The 23,573-nt window shown below is 70.7% G+C and carries 23 protein-coding genes; 11 read left to right on the plus strand and 12 right to left on the minus strand.

Annotation, left to right across the window (positions count from 1 at the left end):
• Window positions 1-23: 23 nt before the first annotated feature.
• Complete coding sequence (trxA, locus tag ACFFGE_RS07630) at window positions 24-368, plus strand: thioredoxin TrxA (RefSeq protein WP_376835718.1); 345 nt, start codon at window positions 24-26, stop codon at window positions 366-368.
• Window positions 369-429: 61 nt separating this feature from the next.
• Here the strand turns inward: trxA and ACFFGE_RS07635 are convergent, their stop codons facing one another.
• The 4 genes from ACFFGE_RS07635 to ACFFGE_RS07650 form a co-directional block, all read right to left on the minus strand.
• Window positions 430-681: a GlsB/YeaQ/YmgE family stress response membrane protein gene (locus ACFFGE_RS07635; protein ID WP_376835719.1), complete on the minus strand. Its 252-nt coding sequence runs from the start codon at window positions 679-681 to the stop codon at window positions 430-432.
• Between the two features lie 66 nt (window positions 682-747).
• Window positions 748-924, minus strand: coding sequence for a hypothetical protein (locus ACFFGE_RS07640; RefSeq protein WP_376835720.1), 177 nt, complete (start codon window positions 922-924; stop codon window positions 748-750).
• A gap of 36 nt (window positions 925-960) precedes the next feature.
• The gene (locus ACFFGE_RS07645) at window positions 961-1,425 is read right to left on the minus strand and encodes a GspH/FimT family pseudopilin (protein ID WP_376835721.1); all 465 of its coding nucleotides are present in this window, start codon (window positions 1,423-1,425) and stop codon (window positions 961-963) included.
• A gap of 3 nt (window positions 1,426-1,428) precedes the next feature.
• A complete protein-coding gene (locus ACFFGE_RS07650; RefSeq protein ID WP_376835930.1) occupies window positions 1,429-2,253 on the minus strand; it encodes a type II secretion system protein N in 825 nt (274 codons plus the stop codon).
• A 97-nt stretch (window positions 2,254-2,350) separates the two neighbouring features.
• Between ACFFGE_RS07650 and ACFFGE_RS07655 the strand changes: the two genes are divergently transcribed.
• The 3 genes from ACFFGE_RS07655 to ACFFGE_RS07665 are packed head-to-tail and all read left to right on the plus strand — an operon-like array spanning window position 2,351 to window position 5,255.
• Window positions 2,351-2,782: a TadE/TadG family type IV pilus assembly protein gene (locus ACFFGE_RS07655; RefSeq protein WP_376835722.1), complete on the plus strand. Its 432-nt coding sequence runs from the start codon at window positions 2,351-2,353 to the stop codon at window positions 2,780-2,782.
• Window position 2,783: 1 nt separating this feature from the next.
• Window positions 2,784-4,415 (plus strand): TadG family pilus assembly protein, encoded by a 1,632-nt coding sequence (locus ACFFGE_RS07660; RefSeq protein WP_376835723.1) that lies wholly within the window; start codon window positions 2,784-2,786, stop codon window positions 4,413-4,415.
• A gap of 36 nt (window positions 4,416-4,451) precedes the next feature.
• Window positions 4,452-5,255, plus strand: coding sequence for a tryptophan 2,3-dioxygenase (locus ACFFGE_RS07665; RefSeq protein ID WP_376835724.1), 804 nt, complete (start codon window positions 4,452-4,454; stop codon window positions 5,253-5,255).
• Window positions 5,256-5,389: 134 nt separating this feature from the next.
• On the opposite strand, the gene rarD is transcribed toward ACFFGE_RS07665, so the two are convergent.
• Together rarD and ACFFGE_RS07675 are read right to left on the minus strand one after the other, a co-directional pair.
• Window positions 5,390-6,295: an EamA family transporter RarD gene (gene rarD / locus ACFFGE_RS07670; RefSeq protein ID WP_376835725.1), complete on the minus strand. Its 906-nt coding sequence runs from the start codon at window positions 6,293-6,295 to the stop codon at window positions 5,390-5,392.
• Window positions 6,296-6,297: 2 nt separating this feature from the next.
• Window positions 6,298-7,344, minus strand: a complete 1,047-nt coding sequence (locus ACFFGE_RS07675; protein WP_376835726.1) for an aspartate-semialdehyde dehydrogenase — start codon at window positions 7,342-7,344, stop codon at window positions 6,298-6,300.
• 144 nt (window positions 7,345-7,488) lie between these two features.
• Between ACFFGE_RS07675 and zapE the strand changes: the two genes are divergently transcribed.
• Window positions 7,489-8,586, plus strand: a complete 1,098-nt coding sequence (zapE, locus tag ACFFGE_RS07680; protein WP_376835727.1) for a cell division protein ZapE — start codon at window positions 7,489-7,491, stop codon at window positions 8,584-8,586.
• Between the two features lie 44 nt (window positions 8,587-8,630).
• Window positions 8,631-9,092, plus strand: coding sequence for a YbjN domain-containing protein (locus ACFFGE_RS07685; RefSeq protein ID WP_376835728.1), 462 nt, complete (start codon window positions 8,631-8,633; stop codon window positions 9,090-9,092).
• 203 nt (window positions 9,093-9,295) lie between these two features.
• On the opposite strand, the gene ACFFGE_RS07690 is transcribed toward ACFFGE_RS07685, so the two are convergent.
• On the minus strand, window positions 9,296-11,458 hold the full coding sequence (locus ACFFGE_RS07690; protein ID WP_376835729.1) for a primosomal protein N': 2,163 nt from the start codon (window positions 11,456-11,458) through the stop codon (window positions 9,296-9,298).
• 228 nt (window positions 11,459-11,686) lie between these two features.
• Here ACFFGE_RS07690 and fsa point away from each other — a divergent pair, with 228 nt between their 5' ends.
• The 3 genes from fsa (at window position 11,687) to ACFFGE_RS07705 (ending at window position 13,973) form a co-directional block, all read left to right on the plus strand.
• Window positions 11,687-12,340: a fructose-6-phosphate aldolase gene (gene fsa / locus ACFFGE_RS07695; protein ID WP_376835730.1), complete on the plus strand. Its 654-nt coding sequence runs from the start codon at window positions 11,687-11,689 to the stop codon at window positions 12,338-12,340.
• 89 nt (window positions 12,341-12,429) lie between these two features.
• Entirely contained in the window at window positions 12,430-13,062 is a 633-nt protein-coding gene (locus tag ACFFGE_RS07700; RefSeq protein WP_376835931.1) for a DUF484 family protein, read from the plus strand.
• Window positions 13,044-13,973 (plus strand): tyrosine recombinase XerC, encoded by a 930-nt coding sequence (locus tag ACFFGE_RS07705; protein WP_376835731.1) that lies wholly within the window; start codon window positions 13,044-13,046, stop codon window positions 13,971-13,973. Before ACFFGE_RS07700 ends, ACFFGE_RS07705 begins: the two co-directional genes overlap by 19 nt.
• 1 nt (window position 13,974) lies before the next feature.
• On the opposite strand, the gene ACFFGE_RS07710 is transcribed toward ACFFGE_RS07705, so the two are convergent.
• Window positions 13,975-14,334 (minus strand): hypothetical protein, encoded by a 360-nt coding sequence (locus ACFFGE_RS07710; RefSeq protein WP_376835732.1) that lies wholly within the window; start codon window positions 14,332-14,334, stop codon window positions 13,975-13,977.
• A gap of 65 nt (window positions 14,335-14,399) precedes the next feature.
• On the opposite strand from ACFFGE_RS07710, the gene ACFFGE_RS07715 reads away from it, so the two are divergent.
• Together ACFFGE_RS07715 and ACFFGE_RS07720 are read left to right on the plus strand one after the other, a co-directional pair.
• Window positions 14,400-16,076, plus strand: a complete 1,677-nt coding sequence (locus ACFFGE_RS07715) for an FAD-dependent oxidoreductase (RefSeq protein ID WP_376835733.1) — start codon at window positions 14,400-14,402, stop codon at window positions 16,074-16,076.
• 37 nt (window positions 16,077-16,113) lie between these two features.
• A complete protein-coding gene (locus ACFFGE_RS07720) occupies window positions 16,114-17,139 on the plus strand; it encodes a hypothetical protein (RefSeq protein WP_376835734.1) in 1,026 nt (341 codons plus the stop codon).
• 127 nt (window positions 17,140-17,266) lie between these two features.
• Here the strand turns inward: ACFFGE_RS07720 and lpdA are convergent, their stop codons facing one another.
• From lpdA to ACFFGE_RS07740, 4 genes are all read right to left on the minus strand, one after another.
• A complete protein-coding gene (gene lpdA, locus ACFFGE_RS07725) occupies window positions 17,267-18,676 on the minus strand; it encodes a dihydrolipoyl dehydrogenase (protein ID WP_376835735.1) in 1,410 nt (469 codons plus the stop codon).
• Between the two features lie 148 nt (window positions 18,677-18,824).
• Window positions 18,825-19,301 carry a hypothetical protein gene (locus ACFFGE_RS07730; RefSeq protein WP_376835736.1) on the minus strand — a complete coding sequence of 159 codons (477 nt, stop codon included), beginning with the start codon at window positions 19,299-19,301 and terminating at the stop codon, window positions 18,825-18,827.
• Between the two features lie 62 nt (window positions 19,302-19,363).
• Window positions 19,364-21,112 (minus strand): PAS domain-containing sensor histidine kinase, encoded by a 1,749-nt coding sequence (locus ACFFGE_RS07735; protein WP_376835737.1) that lies wholly within the window; start codon window positions 21,110-21,112, stop codon window positions 19,364-19,366.
• A 174-nt stretch (window positions 21,113-21,286) separates the two neighbouring features.
• Window positions 21,287-23,524 (minus strand): TonB-dependent receptor plug domain-containing protein, encoded by a 2,238-nt coding sequence (locus tag ACFFGE_RS07740; RefSeq protein WP_376835738.1) that lies wholly within the window; start codon window positions 23,522-23,524, stop codon window positions 21,287-21,289.
• Between the last annotated feature and the right edge of the window lie 49 nt (window positions 23,525-23,573).

A 23,573-nucleotide genomic window follows, 5' to 3' on the forward strand; every position in this document is an offset into this window, starting at 1 on the left:
GGGCCGCGATCGAAAGGAATGACATGGCGACGATCAAGGTCACCGACGACAGCTTCGACACCGACGTGCTGAAGGCGTCCACGCCCGTGGTGGTGGATTTCTGGGCGGAATGGTGCGGCCCCTGCAAGCAGATCGGTCCCGCGCTGGAGCAGATCGCCGACGAGCTGGCCGGTCAGGTCAGCATCGCCAAGCTGAATATCGACGACTCGCCCATGACGCCGTCGAAGCTGGGCGTGAAGGGCATCCCGACCCTGATGCTGTTCCGCGACGGCCAGATGGCGTCGATGAAGGTCGGGGCCATGCCCAAGGGCAAGATCCTGGAATGGCTGGCCGAGGCCGGTGTGACCGCCGGTGGCGACGCGGCCTGACGCACGTGAAAAGGGCGGCCCGTCGGGCCGCCCCTTCCTGGTCTCGATCCAGCCGGAAGGCTCAGACGGTGCGGCGCTTGAACAGCCCCAGCACGAACAGCAGGATCACCGCGCCGATGGTGGCCACGATGAAGGTGGTCAGGTTGAAGCCGCCGACCGGGACGCCCAGCAGGTTGGCGGACAGGAAGCCGCCGATGATGGCGCCGAGCACGCCGACGACGAGGTTGGTCAGCAGGCCGTGGTTGCGGCCCATGATCTGCTCCGCGAGCCAGCCCGCGGCGATACCGATGACGATCCAGGCGAGAATGCCCATGGTGTGCTCCTTCCAGCGTTAGGTGCAGGAAGAATGCGGGCCGCGACGAATCGTTGCGCGTCGGGCTCAGCCGATCAGCTGCATCACCAGGCTGAGCGCCACCGCGAGCGCGCCCAGCGCCGCGCCCGCGAGCGCGCCCATGCCGCCGGACGACCGGGCCGGGCGCCTCGGAGGCGTCATCGGAGAGACGGGAATGAGGATCGGCCGGGCCATGCGGATCGCCTGGAGTTGAGCGTCCAGCATGAGCGCGCGAACTTAAGGCCGAGTTGCGGCGAAGCCTTAACGTGAAGTGGAATCGCCACGCCCCTGTGGCAGGCTTGCCTCACCGGTCGCGTCGACACGCACCACAACGGTCCCGTCCGGCCCCGACAGGCGGATCTCGACCGGCTCGGCCAGGCCGGTGGGATCGAAGGCGACGCGCTGGACGTCGCCGTCCAGCAGGGGCGACACGCCCTCGCTCCAGTCCATGCCCAGGCGGGTCCCGGCGAGCGGCGACCAGCGTCCGCCCGAGAAGGCGAGGGGGGCGACGGCCTGGGCGCCGAGGTCGAGCGCGACCGGTCGGGATGTCAGGATAGCTTCGGCGCGGGCCTCGGACAGGCGAACGACCAGACGTTCGGCGTCGCCCCGCGCGCTCGGCGAGCTGTCCGGAGCGGTGAGGATGACGGCGGTGGCGGCGAGGGCGATGATCGTCACCACGACCAGGACCTCGACGAGGCTGAAGCCGCCGCGTCGCCGGGCGCCCATGGCTCAGGGCCGGGTGCGGACGGTCACGGTGCGCACCGCCCCGCCGCGCTCGAAGCGGATTTCGGCGCTGGCCGCGTCGGCGAGCTGTTGGCGCAGCTGCGCCACCTGCCGCACGCCGTTCAGTTCGACGCCGTTGACGGCCAGGATGACATCGCCGGACTGGAGGCCGGCGGCGCGGACGGCGGCCCCGTCGCCCCGGGTCTGAACCACGAAGCCGTCGATCCGCGCGCCCCTGAGACGCGGGCGCAGGCCCGCCTGGGCCGCCAGGGCCGCGGGATCGACCACCGGATCGGCGGAGGCGGCGGGGGTGGGCGAGACCACCTGCGCGGTCGTCTGGGCCGGAGCGGGGGCGGGCGCCGGCGCGTCGCTGAACAGGAGCCGGCTCAAGGAGCCGCCGCGCGACAGCGTGGCCCCCTCGGCGTCCACCGCCTGTAGCACCAATCCGGGGAGAACCTCCTCGCCGACGATCACCGACCGCTGGGTCCCGTCCGGCAGGCCGATGATGGCCGAGCCGCCGTCGGCGCCGCCCGCCCGCACGCCGAAGAGGCGAAGCTGGGCGGCGTCGCCGGAGCCCGGCTCCGCGAGCGTCGAAGCCGCGCCCGAACGGAAGAAGGCGTCGATGCGCTGGAAGATCTCGAGATCGACAGCGGGCGCGGCGGCGGGGGCGGCCGCGCCCGGCTGCGCCGCTGCGGGCCCGGCGAACACCCACACGAGCCGGCCGGCCTGAACGACCAGGAGCAGGCCGAGCGCCACGCTGACGACCAGCGGCCAGCTCAGGCCGCCCGGCGCAGGCGTCGCGAAGGGGAGCTTCATCCGGGACAGGATCATCACGAGCGCGATCTAGGCCCGGCGCGCGACAGCCGGATGACAGGACGCAGAACAACTTATACGAGTTGTTTACGCCTAGTTGTTACAACTAGAAGTCATGCCGACCCCTCGTCCCCAGCGAGCGCTCCACCGTCACGATCCCAGAGCCGGGGTCGCGGCGGTGGAGTTCGCCCTGGTGGCCCCCTTCCTGATCCTGCTGTTCCTCGCGGTGGCGGTCTACGGCGGCTGGTACTGGCTGGCCCACTCGGTGCAGGCGCTGGCGGCCGAGGCGGCCCGGGCGGCGGTCGCGGGCCTTGATCCCCTGGAGCGCGAGACTCTGGCCCGCGCGGAAATCGCGGCCCAGGCCCCGGGGATGACGGGACTGGCCGCAGAGCGGCTGAGCGCCGACGTGGACGAGACCGCCGAGCGGCTGACGGTCACGGTGCGGCTGGATCTGACCGAACATCCGCTGACGGCCTTGGCCGGCCCCCTGCCGCGCCCTCCGGAGATCCTGGTGCGCAGCGCCGTCGTTCGGGTCGGAGGCTATTGAGGTGCGGGGCTTCGTCCACGAGCGTTCTGGAGCGGTGGCGGTGATGGCGGCGGTCGGCGGCGCCGTCGCCCTGGCCGCCGCCGCCGTGGCCATCGACCTCGGCTCCATCGCCCTGACCGCCCGGCGGGTGCAGGGGGCGGCTGACCTCGCCGCCCAGTCGGCGGCGCGCCATCTGGAGCGCGCGGACGCCGCGGCGCGGGCCACGGCCGCCGCCAATCTGCCGGACCTGACCGGCTATGCGTTGACGCTGGGGCGCTACCGCCCGGATCCGGCGCTCGCCCCGGTCGACCGGTTCACGGCGTCGAGCCTCGACCCCGACGCCGCCGAGGTGCGGCTGACGGCGGAGGCGAGGCTTTACTTCGCCCATATCTTTCTGGGTCGGGAGCGTTGGCCGGTGACACGCACGGGCCGGGCCGCGACCCGCGCCCAGCCGCCAGTCGCGGCCTTCTCCATCGGCTCCCGCCTGGCCTCGCTGGACGGCGGTCTGGCGAATCAGCTGCTGAGCGGTCTGACGGGGTCGCAAGTCAGCCTGTCGGCGATGGACTATCGCGCGCTGGCGGACGCGGACGTGCGCATGCTGGAGTTCGCCGACGCCCTGTCGCACCGACTGGGCGTCACGGCGGGCGACTATGAAGGCCTGCTCGCCCGCACCACCACGTCCGGCGTCGCGCTGGAGGTGCTCGGCCAGCTGACCGGCGGCCGAGCGGGTGACGCGCTGGAGGGGCTGTCTTCGGCGGCGGGATCGGCGGAGCTGGAGATCGGCGACCTGATCGGGGCGTCCGCGACCGGCCCGGACGGGCTGAAGGGCGGGCTGGACGTGGCGGTTTCGAGCCTGGATCTGGCCGGCGCGATCCTTCAGATCGGCGCCGGCCGGCGGCAGGTGGCGCTGGACCTCGGCGCCCAGGCCGGACTGGCGGATCTGGATGTCGTGCTGGCGATCGGCGAGCGGCCGAACGGCAGTCCCTGGATGGCGGTGGCCAAGGACGGCGCGCCGACGATCCGCACCGCCCAGGCGCGGCTGTTCCTGAAGGCCCGCACGGCCCAGAAGCTGAACGGACTGGCGCAGGTCGAGCTGCCGATCCTGATCGAGCTCGCCTCGGCGGAGGCGCGGCTCAGCCGCATCGACTGTCCGGCCGGGGCGGTGACGCTCAGCGCGCGGCCGGGCGTCGGTTCGGTCCGTCTGGGGGCCGTCGACGAGGCGCGGCTGAACGACTTCAAGCGGGAGCCCGTGTCGGGCCCGGCGACCCTGCTGAGCGTGGCCGGACTCGTGCGGGTGCATGGCGCGGCCGCCATGAAGGCGGAGGACCGGAGCTGGGCCGACGTCCGCTTCAGCCCGGGCGACGTGGCGGCCCGGAGCCCCCGCACGGTCCAGAGCCGCGAAATGGTCGAGGGTGCGGCGTCTTCCCTGCTCAGGGATCTGGACCTGGAGGTTCAGGTCCTGGGGCTGGGCCTCGGCCTCGGCGGTCTCACGGCGGCGCTCGGATCGCTGCTCGCGCCCGTCGGAGCGACGCTGGACGGCGTGGTGAACCCGCTCCTGGATCTGCTGGGCGTCGGGCTGGGCGAGGCGAACCTGACGGTCCATGGCGTGGAATGCCCCACGGGCGACGGCCGGGCGGCCGTGCTGGTCGGATGACTTGAGCGCCGACCGCGGCGGGGGCTAGACCGGGGCATGACCCATCCCACGTCCGGCGACATGACCTATGCGCGGTATCTCGCGCTCGACGAGCTGCTCGCCGCCCAGCACCCGCTCAGCGATCAGCATGACGAGATGCTGTTCGTCGTCATCCACCAGACCAAGGAGCTGTGGCTGAAGCAGATCCTGCACGAGGTGGCGTTGGCCAAGCGACTGGTGCGCGCCGGGGATCTGGTGCCGGCCTACAAGAGCCTGGCGCGGGTCAGCCGCATCCAGGCGGTGATGACCCAGAGCTGGGACGTGCTGGCGACCATGACGCCAGCCGACTACCTGCGCTTCCGCCAGGTGCTGGGGCCCTCGTCGGGGTTCCAGAGCGACCAGTTCCGCCGGCTGGAGGCCCTGCTGGGGCTGAAGGACGCACGGTTTCTGGCGTTCCACGAGGACCGGCCCGAAGCGAAGGCGGCGCTCCAGGCCGCGATCGACCACCCCAGCCTCTATGACGACGCGCTGCACCAACTGGCCGAGGCCGGGCTGCCGGTCCCGGCCGAGGTGCTCGGGCGGGACGTGCGCCGGCCCTACGAGCCGCACGCCGGCGTCGAGGCGGCGTGGCTTCAGGTCTATCGCGACACCGCGCGGTGGTGGCCGCTCTATCAGTTGGCGGAGAAGCTGATGGACCTGGACGACGCGCTGCTGACCTGGCGACACAAGCACGTGGTGACGGTGGAGCGGATCATCGGCGGCAAGCGCGGCACCGGCGGCACGGACGGGGTGGGCTATCTGGCCTCGACGCTGAAGCGGCGCTGCTTCCCGGAGCTGTGGTCGCTCAGGACCGCCCTTTAGGCTTCTGAACGATCACACATCGACATCGTCGGACTTGATCCGAGGGTCGGAGGGCGTGTCGCACGGCGCCTACAGATATGGACGCGGACGGTCCGATCCTCGGGTCAAGCCCGAGGATGGCGGCGGAAGAATCTTCAGACCGGCTGAACCACGGCGCGTCGGGCCAGACGGCTGCGGCGCCAGGCGGCGAGCGCGAAGACCAGCGCCCCGCCCCAGATGAAGGCGAAGCTGATCCCCCTGAGCGGCGTGAAGGCCTCGCCCGCCAGCACGCCCACGCAGAATTGCAGGGTGGGCGCCAGGAACTGGATGAAGCCGATGGTCGACAGCGGCAGGCGGCGCGCCGAAAAGGCGAACAGCGCCAGCGGGATCACCGTGGCCGGGCCGTTCGCCAGCGCCCAGGCGAGCGAGGCCGCGCCGTCCAGCGCATGGCCCCCGCCCGAGGCGGTCAACCAGCCCACATAGGCCAGGCCGAACGGGACCAGGATCAGGCATTCGATGAACAGACCGCTCTGGGCCTCCACGGGGACGCGCTTGCGGATCACCCCATAGGCGCCGAAGCTGAACGCCAGGATCAGCGAGATCCAGGGCGGCCGGCCCAGGGCGAGAGCCTGGAACAGCACTCCGACCGCCGCCAGGCCGATGGCGACCCAGCCCCAGCGGTCGATCCGCTCGCGGAACAGCCACAGCCCCACGACCATGTTGAGCAGCGGGTTGATGTAGTAGCCGAGGCTGGCCTCCAGCGTGGCCTGGTTCGTGGTCGCCCAGACGTAGACGCCCCAGTTCACGGCGATCAGCAGGGTCGAGAGCAGAAGCCAGGCCAGGGTGCGCGGCTGGGCCAGCGCGGCGCGCACCTGGCCCCCCTGCCGCGCCAGCCAGACCAGCGCCAGCGCGAAGGGCGCGGCGAACAGGGCGCGATAGGCCAGGATCTCAAGCGCGGTGAAGCCCTGCGCCGCCTGCCCCATGAACAGCAGCGGCATCAGGCCCCAGATGACGTAGCAACCCAGCGCCGACAGATAGGCCGGGCGCGTCTCGCCGGTCACGATCAGACCGTCAGGGTGCGATAGCCGCTCTGAGGCTGGATCACGCCCTGTTCGTCCAGCAGCTGGGCGATCTGCACCGCGTTCAGGGCCGCGCCCTTCCTGAGGTTGTCGGAGACCACCCACATGGACAGGCCGTTCGGGACCGTCGGATCCTTGCGGATGCGGCTGACGTAAACGGCGAACTCCCCGGCCGCCTCGACCGGGGTGACGTAGCCGTCGGCCTCCTGCTTGTCGACGACCAGCACGCCGGGGGCGTCACGCAGCAGCTCGCGCGCCTCCTCCGGCTCGATGGGACGGTCGAACTCCAGCGTGACGGCCTCCGAATGGCCGACGAAGACCGGAACCCGCACGCAGGTGACCGTCAGGCGGATCGAGGGGTCCAGCATCTTGTGGGTCTCGACCCACATCTTGGCTTCCTCGTCCGTGTAGCCGTCGTCGCGGAACGCGCCGATGAAGGGGATGACGTTGAAGGCGATCTGCTTGGGGAACTTCTTCGGCGTCGCGTCGCCCAGGCCGTAGATGGCCTTGGTCTGGTTCCACAGCTCGTCCATCCCCTCCTTCCCGGCGCCGGAGACGGACTGATAGGTGGCCACCACCGCGCGGGTGATCTTCGCCGCGTCGTGCAGCGGCTTCAGCGCCACGACCAGCTGGGCGGTCGAGCAGTTGGGGTTGGCGATGATGTTCTTCTTCCTGGCGTCCTTGACGGCGTCGGGGTTCACCTCCGGCACGATCAGCGGCACGTCGGGGTCCATGCGGAAGGCCGAGGAGTTGTCGATCACGATCGGACCGGCCTTGCCGATCTTCTCGGACCATTCCTTCGACACCGCGCCGCCGGCGGACATCAGGACGATGTCGACCTTGGAGAAGTCGAACTGCTCCAGGTCCTCGCAGCGCAGGGTGCGGTCGCCGAAGGCCACCTCCACCCCCTTCGAGCGGCGCGAGGCGACGGCGTGCATCTCCGAGACCGGGAAGTTCAGCTCTTCCAGGATGGCCAGCATCTCGCGGCCGACATTCCCGGTGGCGCCCACGACGGCGACGCGGTAGCTCATGATCAGTCCCTTCGGGCGCGCTACCGCTCGGCGCGCGGCGCCTCGCTGCTTGAGCGCAATCGGATGGTAGGAAGTCGCATTTAGGCTTTCGCGTCTGCGAAGCAACGCCTTTTCACCAATCGGGTCGCAGTCTAGAGCCAATCCATGCCCTCAGGACTGCGCAAGGCCTATGCCGAGCGGCTGAAATCCGGCCGGTTGAAGGATGATCCCGCCCAAACGCAGGCGCTGGAGCGGCTGTCGGCGCTCGAGACGCGCCTGGGAAGGCGCGGGCTGTTCGGCGGGCGGCCGGACGTGCGCGGGATCTACCTCTGGGGGCCGCCGGGGCGGGGCAAGTCCATGCTGATGGACCTGTTCTTCGCCTGCGCGCCCGAGCCCAAGAAGACGCGGGCGCACTTCCACGCCTTCATGGCCCGGGTCCACGACCTGATCCGTCAGTGGCGCGAGGGCGACGCGGGCGAGAGGCGTCGGGTCTTCGGCCGGCACAGGGGCGACGACCCGATCGGACCGGTCGCCGACCTGATCGCGTCGGAGGCGCGGCTGCTGTGCTTCGACGAGCTGCAGGTCACCGACATCGCAGACGCCATGATCCTGGGCCGGCTGTTCGAGGCGTTGTTCGCGAAGAAGGTGGTGCTGGCCGTCACCTCCAATCGCGAGCCGGGCGAGCTGTACAAGGACGGCATCAACCGCCAGCTGTTCATCCCCTTCATCGACCTGATCCGCGCGCGCTGCGAGGTGGTCGAGGTCGCGGGCCCCCGCGACTGGCGGGTGGATCGGTTCGGGGTCTCGCGCGTCTGGTACGCGCCGTCGGACGACATGGGCCGCCGCATCGCGTTCGACCATCTGTGGGAGGATCTGCGCGGCGAGGAGCCCGAGGAGCCGACGGTGCTCAAGGTCGACGGCCGGCGCGTGGTGATCGACAGAACGGTGGGCGGCATGGCGCGATCCAGCTTCGAGGCCCTGTGCGCCCGGCCGCTGGGGCCGCACGACTATCTGGCGCTCGCTGAACGCTTCCACACCCTGTTCCTGGAGGACGTGCCGGCGCTCGACGAGAGCCGCTATGGCGAGGCCCGGCGGTTCGTGACCCTGATCGACGCGCTTTACGAGGCCAAGGTCCGGCTGGTGACGCTGGCCGAAGCCATGCCGGAGGCGCTGTATCCGAAGGGCCAGGGCGCGTTCGAGTTCGAGCGCACCGTCTCTCGCCTGAACCAGATGAGCCGGCCCGACTGGCTGAAGTCCGACTGAGGCCCGCCCCAGCTTCGCCCCGATCCCGTGATGGAACGCCGATCATGAAGACGCCCGCCCTCGTCGCCGCCCTCGCCCTCATCGCCTCGTCGGCCGTGGCCCAGGCGCCCGAAGGGGTCTCCGTGGCGGACACCCGCGCGTGGCTGATCGGGGCCGGAGCCCAGGTGGCGGAACCTGTCGTGGACAGCGACGGCACGCGGCTGGACGTGACGGACGGCCCCTTGAGCTGGTCCCTGCGGTTTCCCGGCTGCCAGACGGCCGTGTGCGGCGACGCCCAGTTCGCGGCGCGGTTCACGGCGCCGGGCGCCACGCTCGAGGCCGTCAACGACTGGAACCGGGATCAGCGCTTTCTCAAGGCCTTCGCCGCCGACGGGTCGGCGACGGTTCAGTATGATCTGGTTCTCAACGCCGGAACGCCCCAGGACCAGCTGTCCGCCCCCGCGCTCGTCTGGATCGAGGGGGTCAGGAACTTCGCAGTGCGCATCGGCTACGCGCGGGGGGAATAGGGACGTCTCCTCCCCCTCGCAGAGGGGGAGGGGGACCGCGAAGAGGTGGAGGGGGCGACGGCGAGCGGCGGCGCATGGCCTGACGGCCCAGGTTCATCACAACGAACACGACGGCGGCGGACCCCTGCGCCGCCGGCGCTTGACCTCGCCCCCTCCACCACGCTGCGCGCGGTCCCCCTCCCCCGCGCGCGGGGGAGGAGAGGTCAGAGGAAACTGTAGGGGTCCACGTCGACGCTGAGGCGGACCGACCCGGGAACCTTCACCCGCGCCAGCCAGGCGCGCAGGAAGCCCTGCAGATCCACGTCGCGGTCGGCTCGGACCAGCAGCCGCTTGCGCCTGCGGCCGCGAACCAGGGCCAGCGGCGCGTCGGCGGGCCCGTACACCTCCAGCCGCTCGGCGTTGGGAATGGCTTCCGCCAGCGCCCGGGCCGTCTTCTCGAGCGCATCCGGGTTCTCGCTGGACAGGATCAGCGCCGCCAGCCGGCCGAAGGGGGGGAGGGACGCGAGCTCGCGCTCGGCCATCTCGGCCTCGACGAAGGCGTCGCGGTCGCCGGCCGCCAGCGCCTGAAGCACCGGGTGTTCGGGCGTCCAGGTCTGCAGCAGCGCGCGGCCGGGTCGGTCGGCGCGTCCGGCCCGCCCGGTCGCCTGGGTCAACAGCTGGAAGGTGCGCTCGGCCGCGCGCAGGTCGCCGCCGCGCAGGCCGAGGTCGGCGTCCACCACCCCGACCAGCGTCAGGCCGGGGAAGTTGTGGCCCTTGGCGGCCGCCTGGGTGGCCACCAGGATGTCGATCTCGCCCGCCGCCATCGCCTCGATGAGGGCGCGGGCCGAGCGGCCGTCGGGCGCGGTGTCGGAGCTGAAGACGGCGGTGCGGGCGTGGGGGAACAGGCTTTTCGCCTCCTCCTCGACCCGCTCGACTCCCGGGCCGACAGGCACCAGCGAATCCTCCGCGCCGCAGTGGGGACAGGCTTTCGGCCGGGGCATGGAAAAGCCGGTCAGATGGCACACCAGCCGCCCGGTGTAGCGATGCTCGACCAGCCAGGAATCCGTGTCCGGCGCCGTCAGGCGATGGCCGCAGGCGCGGCACAGAACCACCGGCGCATAGCCCCGGCGGTTGAGGAACAGCAGCACCTGCTCGCGCCGCTCGAGCGTCCGCGCCATCGCCTCGCGAAGCGGCGCCGACAGCCACTGGTCCCGCTCCGGCGGCGTCTGACGCAGATCGATGAGGGCGATGTCGGGCAGGACCGCCGCGCCGTGGCGCGCTTTCAGCTTCAGCCAGCCGTAGCGGCCCTGATGGGCGTTCCACAGCGTCTCGAGCGAGGGCGTGGCCGAGGCCAGCACCACCGTCGCCCCTTCGATGCGGGCGCGGGCCACGGCCAGGTCGCGACCGTGATAGACCAGTCCGTCTTCCTGCTTGAACGAGGCGTCGTGCTCTTCGTCCACCACGACCAGGCGCAGGTTGGCGAAGGGCAGGAACAGGGCCGAGCGGGCTCCGACCACCAGATTGCAGCGTCCCGCGATCACCGCCTCCCACACCTTCCTGCGCGCGGGCGGGGCGACGCCGGAATGCCATTCCGCGGGCGTGGCGCCGAAGCGGGCGGCGATCCGCTCGATCAGGGCCTGGGTCAGGGCGATCTCGGGCAGCAGGATCAGGATCTGCGCGTCCGGCTCGGCCGCCAGCAGCCGCGCGACCGCCTCCAGATAGGCCTCGGTCTTGCCGGAGCCCGTGACGCCGTCCAGCAGGAAGGGCGAAAAGGCCTTGGTCGCCGCGCCGTCCGCGATGGCGGTCGCGGCGGCGGCCTGGTCCGGGTTCAGGTCGGCGCGGGCATGGTCCGGTCGCGGGGGGTCGAAGGCGGCGACGGCGGCGATCTCGACGACCTCCAGCACGCCTTCGTCGATCAGCCCCTTGATGACGCCGGAGGAGACGCCCGCCGCGCGCGCCAGCTGGGGCCCCGGCGTCGAACGGTCTCCCAACGCGGCCAGCACCGCCTCGCGCGCGGGCGTCGATCGGGCCGGAGACCGCCCTTCGACGCGGCGGACGCGCCGCTCGGGGCGGGGCGCGGGGTTGCGCAGACCCTTAAGCGCCGTCTGAGCCATCTCGCCGGGCGCCGACAGGGTCCAGCGGGCGGCCCATTCGATGAAGTCGACGGTGCGGTCCGGGAGGGGCGGATCGTCCAGCGCCGCCTCGATCGCCTTCAGCCGCCGGTTGGAGCCGGTGGTCTCGCGCACTTCGGTGACGACGCCGCGCAGGAGCCGGGGGCCGAGCGGCACGGCCACCTGGTCGCCGCGTACGACCTCGATGGGCCCGGGGACCTCGTAGTCGAACGCCTCGGGCACCGGCAGCGGAATCAGGACGGAGGCGACCTTCATGAATGCCCCCCTTCCCCCTCGATGGGGGAAGGGTCGGGGATGGGGGTGGGGGCGCGTCGGTAAATCGTGTGGCGCGAGAGGCGAGGTTGGACCGGCGCCTCTGGAGCTTCGCCGGAAACAGCGCGTGCGCACCCCCACCCAACCCTGCCCCATCGAAGGGGAGGGCTCCGCGAGATATTGAATGCCGGGCATCGACGGGCGACGCGCGTGCGGCTAAACCCCGCGCCCATGAAGCTCTTCCTCGACACCGCCGACGTCGCCGTCATCCAGGACATGGTCCCCACCGGCATGGTGGACGGCGTGACCACCAACCCGTCCCTGATCGCGAAGTCCGGCCGAAACATCGCCGAGGTCATCGCCGAGATTTGCGCCCTCGTCGAGGGGCCGATCTCGGCCGAGGCCGTGGCCACCGACTTCGAGACCATGGTCAAGGAGGGCGACAAGCTGGCCGCCATCGCGCCAAACGTGGTGGTGAAGCTGCCGCTGACCTGGGATGGCCTCAGGGCCTGCCGCGCCTTCTCGGACAAAGGCGTGAAGACCAACGTCACCCTGTGCTTCTCCGCCGCCCAGGCGATGCTGGCGGCCAAGGCCGGCGCGACCTTCATCTCGCCCTTCGTCGGCCGGCTGGAGGACCACGGCGCGGACGGCGTCGGTCTGCTGGAGGAGATCCGCACCCTTTACGACATCCACGGCTTCGAGACCGAGGTGCTGGCGGCGTCCCTGCGCAACCCCGGCCACGTGTCGGCGGCGGCGCTGGCGGGCGCGGACGCGGCGACCCTGCCGGCGGACGTGTTCAGGGCCCTGGTCAAGCACCCGTTAACCGACAAGGGGTTGGATGCCTTCCTGGCCGACTGGGGCAAGACCGGCCAGTCGATCCTGTAACCGTCGCCTTCCCCTCGGAGAGGTCCTTGTCCAACGGCTCGCTCGACCTCTTTCCCGCCGATGACGCCGACGACCTGCACTGGCCGCGCGTGCGCGACTGGCTGAAGGCGCATCCCGAAACCCTGGTGGAGGACCGGACGCTGCTCGAGGAGCTGGGCCTGAAGGCGACGGGCCGCAATGTCGTGGAGTTCGGCAAGGCGGCCCTGACGCGGCTCGAGGCCGTGATCGAGCGCGAGACCGGGGCTCGCCAGCGCATCGAGGCGGTGGCGCGGGCGAACTTCGCGGCCCAGACCCAGACCCATGTGACCGCGCTGGACCTGATGGAGGCGAGAAACCACGCCGATCTGGCCCGGCGGCTGGACGCGGCGGCGCAGGCCCGCTTCGGCCTGGTCGCGGCCGCGGCGGCGCTGGAGAAGCCCGGCGGCGTGCCGTTCGGCTGGCGCGCGCTGGAGCCGGGCCGAGTGGACCAGCTGCTGGGCGAGGACGGGCTGCACTGGCTGGGGCCGAACTTCGACGGGCTGAGCCTGTTCGGCCCGACCGAGGATCAGGTGAAGTCCGTGGCGCTGATCCGCATGGCGCCGTTCACCCCTCACCGCACGGCCCTGTGCGCCTTCGGCTCGGGCGAGGCGGAGGGCTTCACGCGCGACATGGGCTGCGAGCTCGTGGCCTTCGTGGCGCGGGTGGTCGAGCGCACGGCCGAGCGATGGCCCATCCTGGACTGAGCGCGGATCAGGCGCTTCACGCCTGGCTGGAGCATCTGGCGCATGAGCGGCGGCTCTCGCCGCGCACGCTGGAGGCCTATGGCCACATCGGCCGGCTGTATCTGGCTTTCCTGCAACAGCATCGGGGCGAGGTCCCGTCGGCGGCCGACCTGGCGACGGTGACGGCCGCGGAGGTGCGGGCGCACCTGGCGGACCGCCGAGGGGGCGAGGCGGGCCTGTCGGCGCGCTCGCTGGTGCAGACCCTGTCGGCCATCCGCGGTTTCCACGGATTTCTGGACCGGCGGCTGGACCTGCCCAATCCGCAGATCGCGCTGGTGCGGGGGCCGCGCGTCAAGGCGTCCCTGCCCCGCCCGGTCAGCCAGGATCAGGCGATCGGCCTGTTGCAGGAGCCGGGCGCCGACCCGGACGCGGAGCCGTGGGAGGCCGCGCGGGACCGGGCGGTGCTGAGCCTGCTCTACGGCGCGGGCTTGCGGATATCCGAGGCGCTGTCGCTGAGGCGGGCCGACGCGCCCCTGCCCGAGACGCTGCGCATCATGGGCAAGGGCGCGAAGACGCGGCTCGTGCCGATCCTGCCGCAGGTGGCCGAGGCCGCGGCCGAATATCTGCGCCTGTCGCCGTTCCCGCTGGCGCCGACCGACGCGCTGTTCCGCGCGCGGCGGGGCGGACCCTTGAGCGCCCGCCATGTCCAGGCGACGGTGCAGCGCCTGCGCGGGCGGCTCGGGCTGCCCGACAGCGCCACGCCGCATGCCTTGAGGCACAGCTTCGCGACCCATCTGCTCGGCGCCGGGGCGGACCTTAGGAGCCTTCAGGAGCTCCTGGGCCACGCGAGCCTGTCGACCACGCAGAAATACACCGGCGTCGACGCCGAGCGGCTGCTGGGCGCCTACGCCGCCGCCCATCCTCGAGCCTGACCTACCGCGGACAGCGGATCGGACCGCGCCCGCCGATAGGAGCGGGCGGGTCGATGGCCACGGTGGCCCCATAGGTCCGGCCGGGGGTCCAATCGCGGCCGCGCCAGCACCGGCTCTCGGCGTCCCACCAGCCGTGGCCGGGGTGATAGTAGCCGAGGTCGCGATTGTACCAGTAGCCGTCGCTGCGCAGCGCGAAGCCGTACCGCTGATCACGCATGCGATAGTAGCGATCGCCGCTGGTGTAGGGGTCCCAGTAGGGGCCCCAGCTGTCGCGCGGTCCATAGCCGTAGGGATCGCTGGCGCAGGCGCCGAGCGCGAGCGCCGAGCAAACGGCCAGCGCGGTGGTGTGGATGGTCTTCATGTCCGTCTCCCTTCCAAGCCCCGCCTGAAGGGTTAACGCGCGAGACAGGCGAAAAGATCGCGGGTATGGCGAAACGGACCCGCAGCGAGGCGACCATGACCGATCAGGCGACCGAGCCGCTGGACGCCGCCGACCCCTATGCGCGGGAGGCCCAGACCTTTCCGGTCCTGCCCGAGGAGATGGCTGAACGGATCGCGTCCTACGGCGCTCCGGAGACCCTGGACGATGGGACCCTGGTGTTCGAGCGGGGCCAGCGGTCGGTCGACTTCTTCCTCGTGCTGGACGGGGCGATTGAAATCTATGACCTCGACGAGCGCGGGCAGCCGCATGTCTTCACCGTGCACGGGCCGCGCCAGTTCACCGGCGAGGTGGACCTGTTCAACGACCGCCAGATCCTGGTCTCGGGCCGAACGCGCGGCGCCACGCGGGTGGTGCGGCTGAAGCGCGACGTGTTCCGCCGGATGATCGCGGCCGAGGCCGACATCGGCGAGATCCTGATGCGGGCCTTCATCCTGAGGCGTGTCGGCCTGATGCGGCACGCGCAGGGCGGCGTCGTACTGGTCGGCTCCGGCCACGACGGCGAGACCAGCCGCATCCAGAGCTTCCTCGAACGCAACGGCTATCCCCTGAGGCTGATCGACCGGGAAACGGACGCGGACGCCTCCAGCTTTCTGGAGGGCTTTCACCTGAAGGCCGAACAGCTCCCGGTGGTGCTGGCGGACGGCCAGCTGCTGTTCAATCCGTCCGACGCCGAGCTGGCCGACCGGCTGGGCATCTCGATCGAGATCGATCCGGAGCATGTGCACGACGTGGCGGTGGTCGGCGGCGGGCCGGGCGGGCTGGCGGCGGCGGTCTATGCGGCGTCGGAAGGGCTGGACACCATCGTGCTGGAGACCTTCGCGCCGGGCGGTCAGGCGGGAACCAGCTCCAAGATCGAGAACTATCTCGGCTTCCCGACGGGCATCTCCGGTCAGGCGCTGGCGGGACGCGCCCTGACCCAGGCGCAGAAGTTCGGCGCGCGGGTGGCGGTGTCGCGCTCGGTCAAACGCCTGCACTGCGACCAGAGTCCCTACCGGGTCGAGCTGGACGACGGTCGTCGGGTTTCGGCGCGGGCGGTGGTGGTCGCGACCGGCGCCCGCTATCGGCGACTGGAGATCGAGGGGTCCGAGCGGTTCGACGGACGGGGCCTGCACTACGCCGCGACCGCCGTGGAGGCGCGCCTGTGCCGGTCGGAAGAGGTGATCGTCGTGGGGGGCGGCAACTCGGCGGGCCAGGCGGCGGTGTTCCTGTCGCGCTCGGCCGGGCATGTCCACGTGCTGGTGCGCGGCGAGGGTCTGGCGGCGACCATGAGCCGCTATCTGATCGAGCGGATCGACGCCTCGTCGCGCATCACGCTCCACGCCCACACCGAGATCACGGCGCTGGAGGGCGACCCGGCGCTGGAGCGGGTGACCTGGCGCCATCGCCAGACCGGCGAGAGCGAGACCAAGGAAATTGGCAACGTCTTCGTCATGATCGGGGCCCAGCCCAACACCGGCTGGCTGGACGGCTGTCTGGACCTGGACGCCAAGGGCTTCATCGTCTGCGGCGATCCGGCCTCGCCCTATTCGACAAGCCGCCCCGGCGTGTTCGCCGTCGGCGACGTGCGCTCCGGCTCGGTCAAGCGGGTGGCGTCAGCCGTGGGCGAAGGCTCCGTCGCGGTCCAGGCGGTGCACAGGTTCCTGGACCCGGTGGCGGATTGAGGGGCCAAGCTTGACAGTCGGAGGCGCCGCACGCCTCATGGTTGTCATGGACGCCGAGGATAATGACGAAAGACTGGTTCGAGCGCGGTTGGGTCAGGCGTCCATCGCGGCCGTCCTTGCCGTATTCTTCGGCATCGTGTCCTTCGTCGCCGCCGTCCTGGCCTTCGCCAGCGACAGCTACCCTCACGTGCCGACCGAATGGTTCGTGAGCGTCGATCCGACGGAGGGAACGGCGCGACTCCGCTTCGGCTTCTGGTTCTCGGCGCTGCTGATCATCTCCGGCGTGGCGATCACCGCCTATTTGAGCGCCCGCAGAGGGATCGCCTGGGTCGTTCAGACCGAACGGTTCAGACGGCGCCTGTCCGCCGCCCTGTCCAAGGAACGCAGCGCGTCGGCGACCCTGGATCAATCCATGAGCGCGCTTCGGCGGGCGCTGCAGGGGTGGCGCGCGGACGCGGACGACAACGACACCTGGAGATATCGCCGGGTGGAGGAGATCTATGAGGTCGAAGCCGACGGCACCACCACCTCGACGCGGACCTACACCATCGAGGCGGTCAAGCAGGTGATCGGGTTCAAGGTCACCATCGCCGCCGACCCCACCGCGACGCCGGCCGAATTCCCAAGCGACATCGATTTCTCGGCCAGATCCGTGGATGAGGGGACCGAGGTGGAATGGGCCGTCGTGGAAAATGGGCCGCTGGTGAAAACGTTCGCTCTGATCTTCGTGCCGCCCATAAAGGCTGGAGACACCCGACGTTTTCGCGTGAAGCACACCTGGAAAAAGTTCGTTGGCGATCTTCCGGCGAAGGGCGCGTCCGAGTTCTTCTTTGAGTTCGCGTCGGCGGAAGAGAACGATGTCGCCGAGACGGACATGGAGTTCTCGTTCTCAAGCGGACTGGGACGCCTGGCCTTCGACAAGGGCGACCCGACTCAGCCCGGCGAGTTGTCGGCGAGACATCAGGGTCTGGCTCACGAACGTCAGATCTGGACCTACAAGGCCGCAGCGTTGCCCATGAACAACAAGAGATACAGCTTCAAGGTGCGTCGCCTCGGCGGCTGAGGCGACGTCTGGATCAGCCGGCGCCGCTGCCCGGCATGCGAACCTTCCGATAGGTCATCTTGGCGATCATGCTTGGGCTCCCGGCGATTCCATGCGGGAGTCAACTCCCGATTCGCTAATATAGTTCTTACGCCTGCATGGTCCAGCCCTCGACGCCCATGGCGGCCTGGCGGACGGCTTCGGAGCGGGTCGGGTGGGGGTGGCTGGTGCGGGCGATGTCCTCGGACGCGCCGCCGAAGGCCATGGCCATGCAGGCCTCGCCGATCAGCTCGCCGGCCTGCGGCCCCATGATGTGGACGCCCAGGATGCGGTCGGTCGCCGCGTCCGCGAGAACCTTCGCGAAGCCGTCGGTCTCGTGGTTGATCTTGGCGCGCGAGTTGGCGGTGAAGGGGAACTTGCCGGTCTTGTAGGCGACGCCCGCGGCCTTCAGCTCGTCCTCGGTCTTCCCGACCCAGGCGACCTCCGGATAGGTGTAAACGACGCTGGGGATCAGGTTGTAATCGACGTGGCCGGCCTTGCCCGCGATGGTCTCGATGGCCGCGACCGCGTCCTCCTCGGCCTTGTGGGCCAGCATGGGGCCGTGGGTCACGTCGCCGATCACCCAGATCCCGTCCTTGCCGGTGCGGAAGTGGTCGTTGGCGACGAAGCCGCGCTTGTCGAGCTCGATCCCGACCGTCTCGAGGCCCAGGCCCTGCGTATAGGGACGACGGCCGATGGCGACCAGCACGACGTCGCCCTTGACCGTCTCGGCCGCGCCGGCGGCGGCGGGCTCGACCGTCAGCTCCACGCCGTCCTTGGTGGTCTTGGCGGCGGTGACCTTCTGGCCGAGACGGAAGGTCATGCCCTGCTTGGTCAGGGTGCGCTGGAAGGCGGTGGCCAGGTCGGTGTCCATGCCGGGCGTGATCCGGTCCAGGAACTCGATGACGGTCACCTGCGCGCCAAGCCGGCGCCAGACCGAGCCCAGCTCAAGCCCGATGATGCCCGCGCCCACCACGACCAGGTGCTTCGGCACGGCCGGAAGCGACAGGGCGCCGGTGGAGTCCACCACCTTGCCGTCCTCGAAGGCCACGCCGGGCAGGGGCGTCGGCTCGGAGCCCGTGGCGATGACGATGTTCCTCGTCTCGTAGGTCCTGGAGCCGTCGGCGCCCTCGACCACGACCTTGCCGGGCCCGTCGATGCGGCCGCGGCCCTTCAACCAGTCGACCTTGTTCTTCTTGAACAGGAACTCGATGCCCTTGGTCAGGGCGGTGACGCTCTCGCCCTTCTGTTTCATCATCTGGGGCAGGTTCAGCTTGGGGGCCGGCACCTCGATGCCGAGGCCGGCGAAGTCCTTGGCCGCCAGCTCGAACAGCTCCGAGGCGTGCAGCAGCGCCTTGGACGGCATGCAGCCGACGTTCAGGCAGGTGCCGCCCAGCGTCTCGCGCATCTCCACACAGGCGACCTTCAGGCCCAGCTGACCGGCGCGGATCGCGGCGTTGTAGCCGCCCGGACCCCCGCCGATGATGATGACGTCATAGGGTTGGGCGGCTTCGGCCATGGGATCCTCGGAAGCGGGGGCGCGCGGGGAGGGCGCGCCAGGTGCGGAAAGCGGGCGGAAACTAGCGTCAGGCGCCGCCGGGTCAACCGCGGGCGGCGTCACGCTCTCATATAGGCGGTGCGGGGCGGCAGGGGAGTCGCGGACCGGTTCAGGCCCCGAGCTGTCCGGGGATGCGCCGTCGCCGCCTCCGTCGCGACACCGCCGCGATCAGGAGGCCCAGGACGAACAGCGCGCCGAGCACGATCCAGACGGGGTCGACGCCCGCCCGGGTCATCGGCTCCGCATAGGGGGCGAGCTCGGTCGAGCGGGCCGCGATCTCCGGCGCCGCGGAGTCGCCGGAGCGGTCGATGGCGAGCCTCAGGGCCGCGTCGGCCAGGAAGCCGATGAAGTAGGCGACGGCCGCGCGCGGATTGCCCGCGCCCAGCATAAGGGCGGCGACGACGTAGAGGACGACGGCCCCGATCCAGAAGGCGGCGACCGGCAGGGCGACGGGCAGCGCCGCCTCGGCCCGGGTGGCGGCGATCTCGGGCGAGGCGCCCTCGAGGAACGGAGACACGAAGGGCCACGCCAGCCAGCCGGCGTAGGCCAGAACCGCCAGCGCCAGGATCACCTGCAAGGCCCGCATGGTCGAACTCCCTCTCTCCCGCCATTAACCTATAGCACAGGTGGCGACGGATGCGGCAGCCGTCAGGCGCCGGGCAGGGTGATCCGCACTTCGGTTCCGCCGCCGGGGGCGTCGCCCAGCGTCAGGGTTCCGCCGGACTGGCGGGCGAAGGCGTGCGCTTCGCTGAGGCCGAGCCCCGCCGCGCCCGGGCGGGTGGTGAAGAAGGGCTCGAGCGCCCGTTCCCGAACATCGGGCGGCATGCCGGGGCCGTTGTCGCGCACGCTGAAGGTCCCGCCCTGATCCGCGGCCGCAAGGCGCACGGCGACAGACAGCGGCGGCTCGCCCCCGGCCTCGACCGCGTTGCGGACGAGGGCGGACAGCGCGGCCTCAAGTCCCGAGGGGTCGAGCGTCAACATCAGCGGCTCGACCGGCGCCTCGATCAGCAGGTCGACCCCGTCGCCGGCCACGCGCCGCAAGCGCGTCTCCAGGCCGCGCAGCAGCGTCGAGGCGTCCAGCGTCTGGGCCGCCGGGACGTCGTCGCCCTGGGAGAAGGCGGACAGGCGCCGCGTCAGCACCTCGCCCTTCTGTCCTGCGGCGAGCGCCGCCTGGCCGAGGCGCCGCACGCGGGCCGGATCGTCGGCCTGTCGCAGCATCAGGTCGAGCGCACTGGTCATGACGCCGAGCAGGCTGGAGAAGTCCTGGGCCACGCCGCCGGTCAGGCGGCCGACCGTCTCGAGCCGGCGACCCGTCACGCGTTCGGTCTCCGACAATCGTTCGAGCGTCGCCAGGCGCGCGCGGGTCTCGGCCAGCTCGCCGGCCAGGCGCTCGGCTTCGGCGCGGGCGGCGACGGCGGCCTCGTTGTCCGCCTGGCTCTCAACCGGGCCCTCGACCTCCAGCTCGGGCTCGAGGTCCGGCTCGGGGGCCCGTTCGCCAGCCAGCAGAACGGCCTCGATCCGGCCCTCGGCGTCGGCGAGCGGCAGGGCGCGCCACACGACGCCGCCGTCGCCGAGCTGAGGCGACAGGAGGGGCTCGGCATCCTCGGCGCCCGTCAGGACGGCGCGCAGGACCTGTCGTCCCGCCAGGCGCCCGTCCTCAGGCAGGAAAAGCTCGGCGAAATCGGCGCCGTCCAGGCTCTCGGCCCTCAGCGCGCGGGCCTGAGGATTGGCTTCGAGGACGCGGCCGTCGGGGCCGATCACCACGAGCGCGGAGGCGGCGGCCTCGAACACGCGGCGTGTCAGGTCGCGGGCGGGCGGAGCCTGGACGACGACGGGTTCGGGCGGCGCGGCCTCGGGCGTGGTCAGGCCCTCGGTCTCGACGATCGCGGCGGTGGAGCCGATGATCCGGCCCATCTCGTCCTCGATCGGCATGGCCGTGACCGAGACCAGCATCTTCTTGCGGTTCGCCGGATTGGCGAGGATGTGCTGAAAGCCCTTGACCGTCTGGCCGCGTAGCGCCCGGGCGCTGGGCAGGAGGTCCGGCGGGATCGGCCGGCCGTCCGGATAGGTGATGCCCCAGGTGGCGGAGTGGAAGCGCAGGCCCAGAAGCTCCGCGTCCCGACGGCCGAGCAGCTGGTGCGCCGCGCGGTTGGCGAACACGAACTTGCCCTGAGGGTCGGTCTCGACCAGGGCGACGGGGATGGCGTTCAGGATCTCGAACAGGCGCCGCTCGGCCAGGGCGGCGGCGCGCCGCGCCGCCTGCAGCTCGTCGCTGGCGTCCACGTGACGCGCGCCGCGGGTCACGGCGTACCAAGAGGCGACCAGGGCGAGGACCAGGCTGACCCCGGCGACGATCGCCAGCACCAGCACCCAATCGACCTGACCTTCCAGAAACATCGTCGCGTCCCGCTTTCGTACTCGACCCACTCAACTGCAAGGGACGGGCCGGGGCGGGCTTAGCGCAGACGGGCGGGCCGCGCGAGCCGACGGAACGTCGCCATCCCGAATTGACGCAAACGAAAGGGCCGGTCCCGCGAAGGACCGGCCCTCAGGTTCAGGCGCGTCGTCGGATCAGAAGGCGACGCGGGCGATCAGCTGCCACACGGGACCGGCTTCCTCGGTCTCGAGCTCGAACTCGTCGTAGTCGCGGTCGATCTGGTCTTCGAGGTTGTCGAACTTGTCGAAGATCTCGTCCTTGGAGGCGTTGAGCAGGTTCGAGCCGGTCAGACGCACGACGACGTTCTCGCCGAAGGTCTTCTCGACGAAGATCTCCAGGTCCTCGCCGTAGGAGGTGGTGACCTCCTCGGCCAGCACGCGCTCGAAGGCGTCGCCCTGCTTGCGGTAGCTTGCGCCGAAGGCGGCGCCCCAGGTCGGGATGTCGTGGGTGAAGCCGGCGCTCACGATGTAGTCCGACTGGCTGTTGAAGCGGCGGTCGCCGAGGAAATCCTCCACCGAGCTGTCGAGCCAGGAGTAATTCAGGTAGACGCCGGTGTTCTCCAGGCCGACGACGTCCAGCGGCGTCGAGAGGTCGAACTCCACCCCGTAGACCTCGCCGTCGCCCACATTCTCCACCGAGTAGACGAAGGTCCCCGGACCCTCGCTGCCCTCGAGCGGCGTGCCGGACGCATCGGTGACCACCACGTTCTCGATCAGGTCGGTGACGTCGCGGTAGAAGGCGTTGACGCCCACGACGCCGCGACGGCCCAGACGACGCTCGAAGCCGATGTCGAAGCCGACGGAGGTCTCGGGCTCGAGGTCCGGATTGCCGATGAAGTCGCTGTCGCCGACCTCCTCCTCCAGCAGCGCCGGCGACAGGAAGTTGAAGTTCGGGCGGCGCACGGTCCGCGCGGCCGAGAAGATCAGGCGATCGGTGTCGTTCAGCGCGAACCTCAGGCTCGCCGACGGCAGCAGCTCGGCGTAGTCCGTCTCCGACACGCGGTCGGCCGGATCGGCCGTCTCGTCGACGATGGTGACGTCGGTGGTTTCGTAGCGCAGGCCGACCTCCCAGCTCAGGCGGCCGCCTTCGCCTTCCAGCATGACGTAGGGGTCGATGCGGGTCTCTTCGATGGCGTTGTCGCCGCCGGTGATGGCCTCGAACGGATCGGGATAGACGCCCGGCGTGTCGCTCTCGCGCTCCAGGATCAGGGTGTCGCGCTGCTTGTCGACGTACTGCACGCCGAACTCCAGCTCCAGCGCGTCCGACAGGTCGATTTCATGGGCGAACGAGGCCGAGAACTCGGTGTCCTCGATCTCGGTGTCGAGCTGGGCGCTCTCGAACTCGTCCACGCTCGGGAACGGGTCGTAGGCGGTCTCGTCCTCGAACTCGAACTGGTTGTCGGTGATGGCGGCGTAGCCGATACGAAGCGTCGTTTCGCCGTAGGCCCACTCCCGCTCCAGGCGCGCGCCGAGCGACCAGTTGTCGGTCTCGATGTCGTTGACGTTGTCGTTGATCGTCTCGAGCTCGGCGTTGGAGATGATCCCGTCGGCGTATTCGATCGAGTTCTCGCTCTCGGTGCGCTCGGTGCGCACGAACAGGCCCGTCAGGGCCAGCTCGCCGCCGGCGAAGGGGACCTCATAGGCGGCGTTCAGCGCATAGTCGGTGCCGTCGCGCACGTCGGTCTGGACCTCGACGTTGTCGATCGACCCGCCCGGCTCGTCATAGCGGATGCTGAACTTTTCCTTCGGGTTATAGCGGTCCTGCACGTTCGCGCCGAGCAGCAGGCGGCCCGGGCCGACCTCGCCCCCGAAAGTGAGGCCGCCGGTGTAGCGGAACTCGCCGTCGTCGAAGCGCATGGCGCCGGCGCGGACATAGCCGCCGTCCAGGGTGTAGGCGTCACGCAGCACGATGTTGATGGCGCCGGCGACGGCGTCGCCCGAGCGATTGGCCGAGGAGGAGCGCACCACCTCGACCCGCTCGATCAGCTCGGCGGGGATGCGGTCCACGAAGAAGGAGCGATCGACGCCGGCGCCCGGGACGCGTTCGCCGTTGATCAGGATCTGGGTATAGCCCGGGTCCAGGCCGCGCAGGCGGACGCCGTCCGACTCGAGCACGTCTGACAGGAAGGCCACCGAGGGCACGCGCTTCAGGGCGTCGCCGACGGTCAGGGGCTCGAAGCGCTGGAAGTACTCCAGGTCGTAACTCAGGGTCGGCGCGACGTCCTCAGTACGGTTCCGGAAGACGGGCTGGCCGGTGATGATGATCTCCGACACCTGCGTCGGCTGGTCGTCGGCGTCCTGGGCCGCGACGGGCTGGGCGAGGCCGAAGAGGAGCGGCGTCAGCGCCGCGCTCATCCACAGAGAGGCTTTCATGAGGGTTCCCCGACGCGGCGCGCGGGTTCAGCCCCACGATCGACCGCTC

This window comes from Brevundimonas balnearis (assembly GCF_042434805.1).
GTDB lineage: Bacteria > Pseudomonadota > Alphaproteobacteria > Caulobacterales > Caulobacteraceae > Brevundimonas > Brevundimonas balnearis.

Coding starts and splice junctions, on each gene's coding strand:
- trxA (WP_376835718.1), top strand. CDS start 24: ATGGCGACGATCAAGGTCACCGACGACAGCTTCGACACCGACGTGCTG.
- ACFFGE_RS07635 (WP_376835719.1), bottom strand. CDS start 681: ATGGGCATTCTCGCCTGGATCGTCATCGGTATCGCCGCGGGCTGGCTC.
- ACFFGE_RS07640 (WP_376835720.1), bottom strand. CDS start 924: ATGCTGGACGCTCAACTCCAGGCGATCCGCATGGCCCGGCCGATCCTC.
- ACFFGE_RS07645 (WP_376835721.1), bottom strand. CDS start 1,425: ATGGGCGCCCGGCGACGCGGCGGCTTCAGCCTCGTCGAGGTCCTGGTC.
- ACFFGE_RS07650 (WP_376835930.1), bottom strand. CDS start 2,253: ATGATCCTGTCCCGGATGAAGCTCCCCTTCGCGACGCCTGCGCCGGGC.
- ACFFGE_RS07655 (WP_376835722.1), top strand. CDS start 2,351: ATGCCGACCCCTCGTCCCCAGCGAGCGCTCCACCGTCACGATCCCAGA.
- ACFFGE_RS07665 (WP_376835724.1), top strand. CDS start 4,452: ATGACCCATCCCACGTCCGGCGACATGACCTATGCGCGGTATCTCGCG.
- ACFFGE_RS07675 (WP_376835726.1), bottom strand. CDS start 7,344: ATGAGCTACCGCGTCGCCGTCGTGGGCGCCACCGGGAATGTCGGCCGC.
- zapE (WP_376835727.1), top strand. CDS start 7,489: ATGCCCTCAGGACTGCGCAAGGCCTATGCCGAGCGGCTGAAATCCGGC.
- ACFFGE_RS07685 (WP_376835728.1), top strand. CDS start 8,631: ATGAAGACGCCCGCCCTCGTCGCCGCCCTCGCCCTCATCGCCTCGTCG.
- ACFFGE_RS07690 (WP_376835729.1), bottom strand. CDS start 11,458: ATGAAGGTCGCCTCCGTCCTGATTCCGCTGCCGGTGCCCGAGGCGTTC.
- fsa (WP_376835730.1), top strand. CDS start 11,687: ATGAAGCTCTTCCTCGACACCGCCGACGTCGCCGTCATCCAGGACATG.
- ACFFGE_RS07705 (WP_376835731.1), top strand. CDS start 13,044: ATGGCCCATCCTGGACTGAGCGCGGATCAGGCGCTTCACGCCTGGCTG.
- ACFFGE_RS07710 (WP_376835732.1), bottom strand. CDS start 14,334: ATGAAGACCATCCACACCACCGCGCTGGCCGTTTGCTCGGCGCTCGCG.
- ACFFGE_RS07715 (WP_376835733.1), top strand. CDS start 14,400: ATGGCGAAACGGACCCGCAGCGAGGCGACCATGACCGATCAGGCGACC.
- ACFFGE_RS07720 (WP_376835734.1), top strand. CDS start 16,114: ATGGTTGTCATGGACGCCGAGGATAATGACGAAAGACTGGTTCGAGCG.
- lpdA (WP_376835735.1), bottom strand. CDS start 18,676: ATGGCCGAAGCCGCCCAACCCTATGACGTCATCATCATCGGCGGGGGT.
- ACFFGE_RS07730 (WP_376835736.1), bottom strand. CDS start 19,301: ATGCGGGCCTTGCAGGTGATCCTGGCGCTGGCGGTTCTGGCCTACGCC.
- ACFFGE_RS07735 (WP_376835737.1), bottom strand. CDS start 21,112: ATGTTTCTGGAAGGTCAGGTCGATTGGGTGCTGGTGCTGGCGATCGTC.
- ACFFGE_RS07740 (WP_376835738.1), bottom strand. CDS start 23,524: ATGAAAGCCTCTCTGTGGATGAGCGCGGCGCTGACGCCGCTCCTCTTC.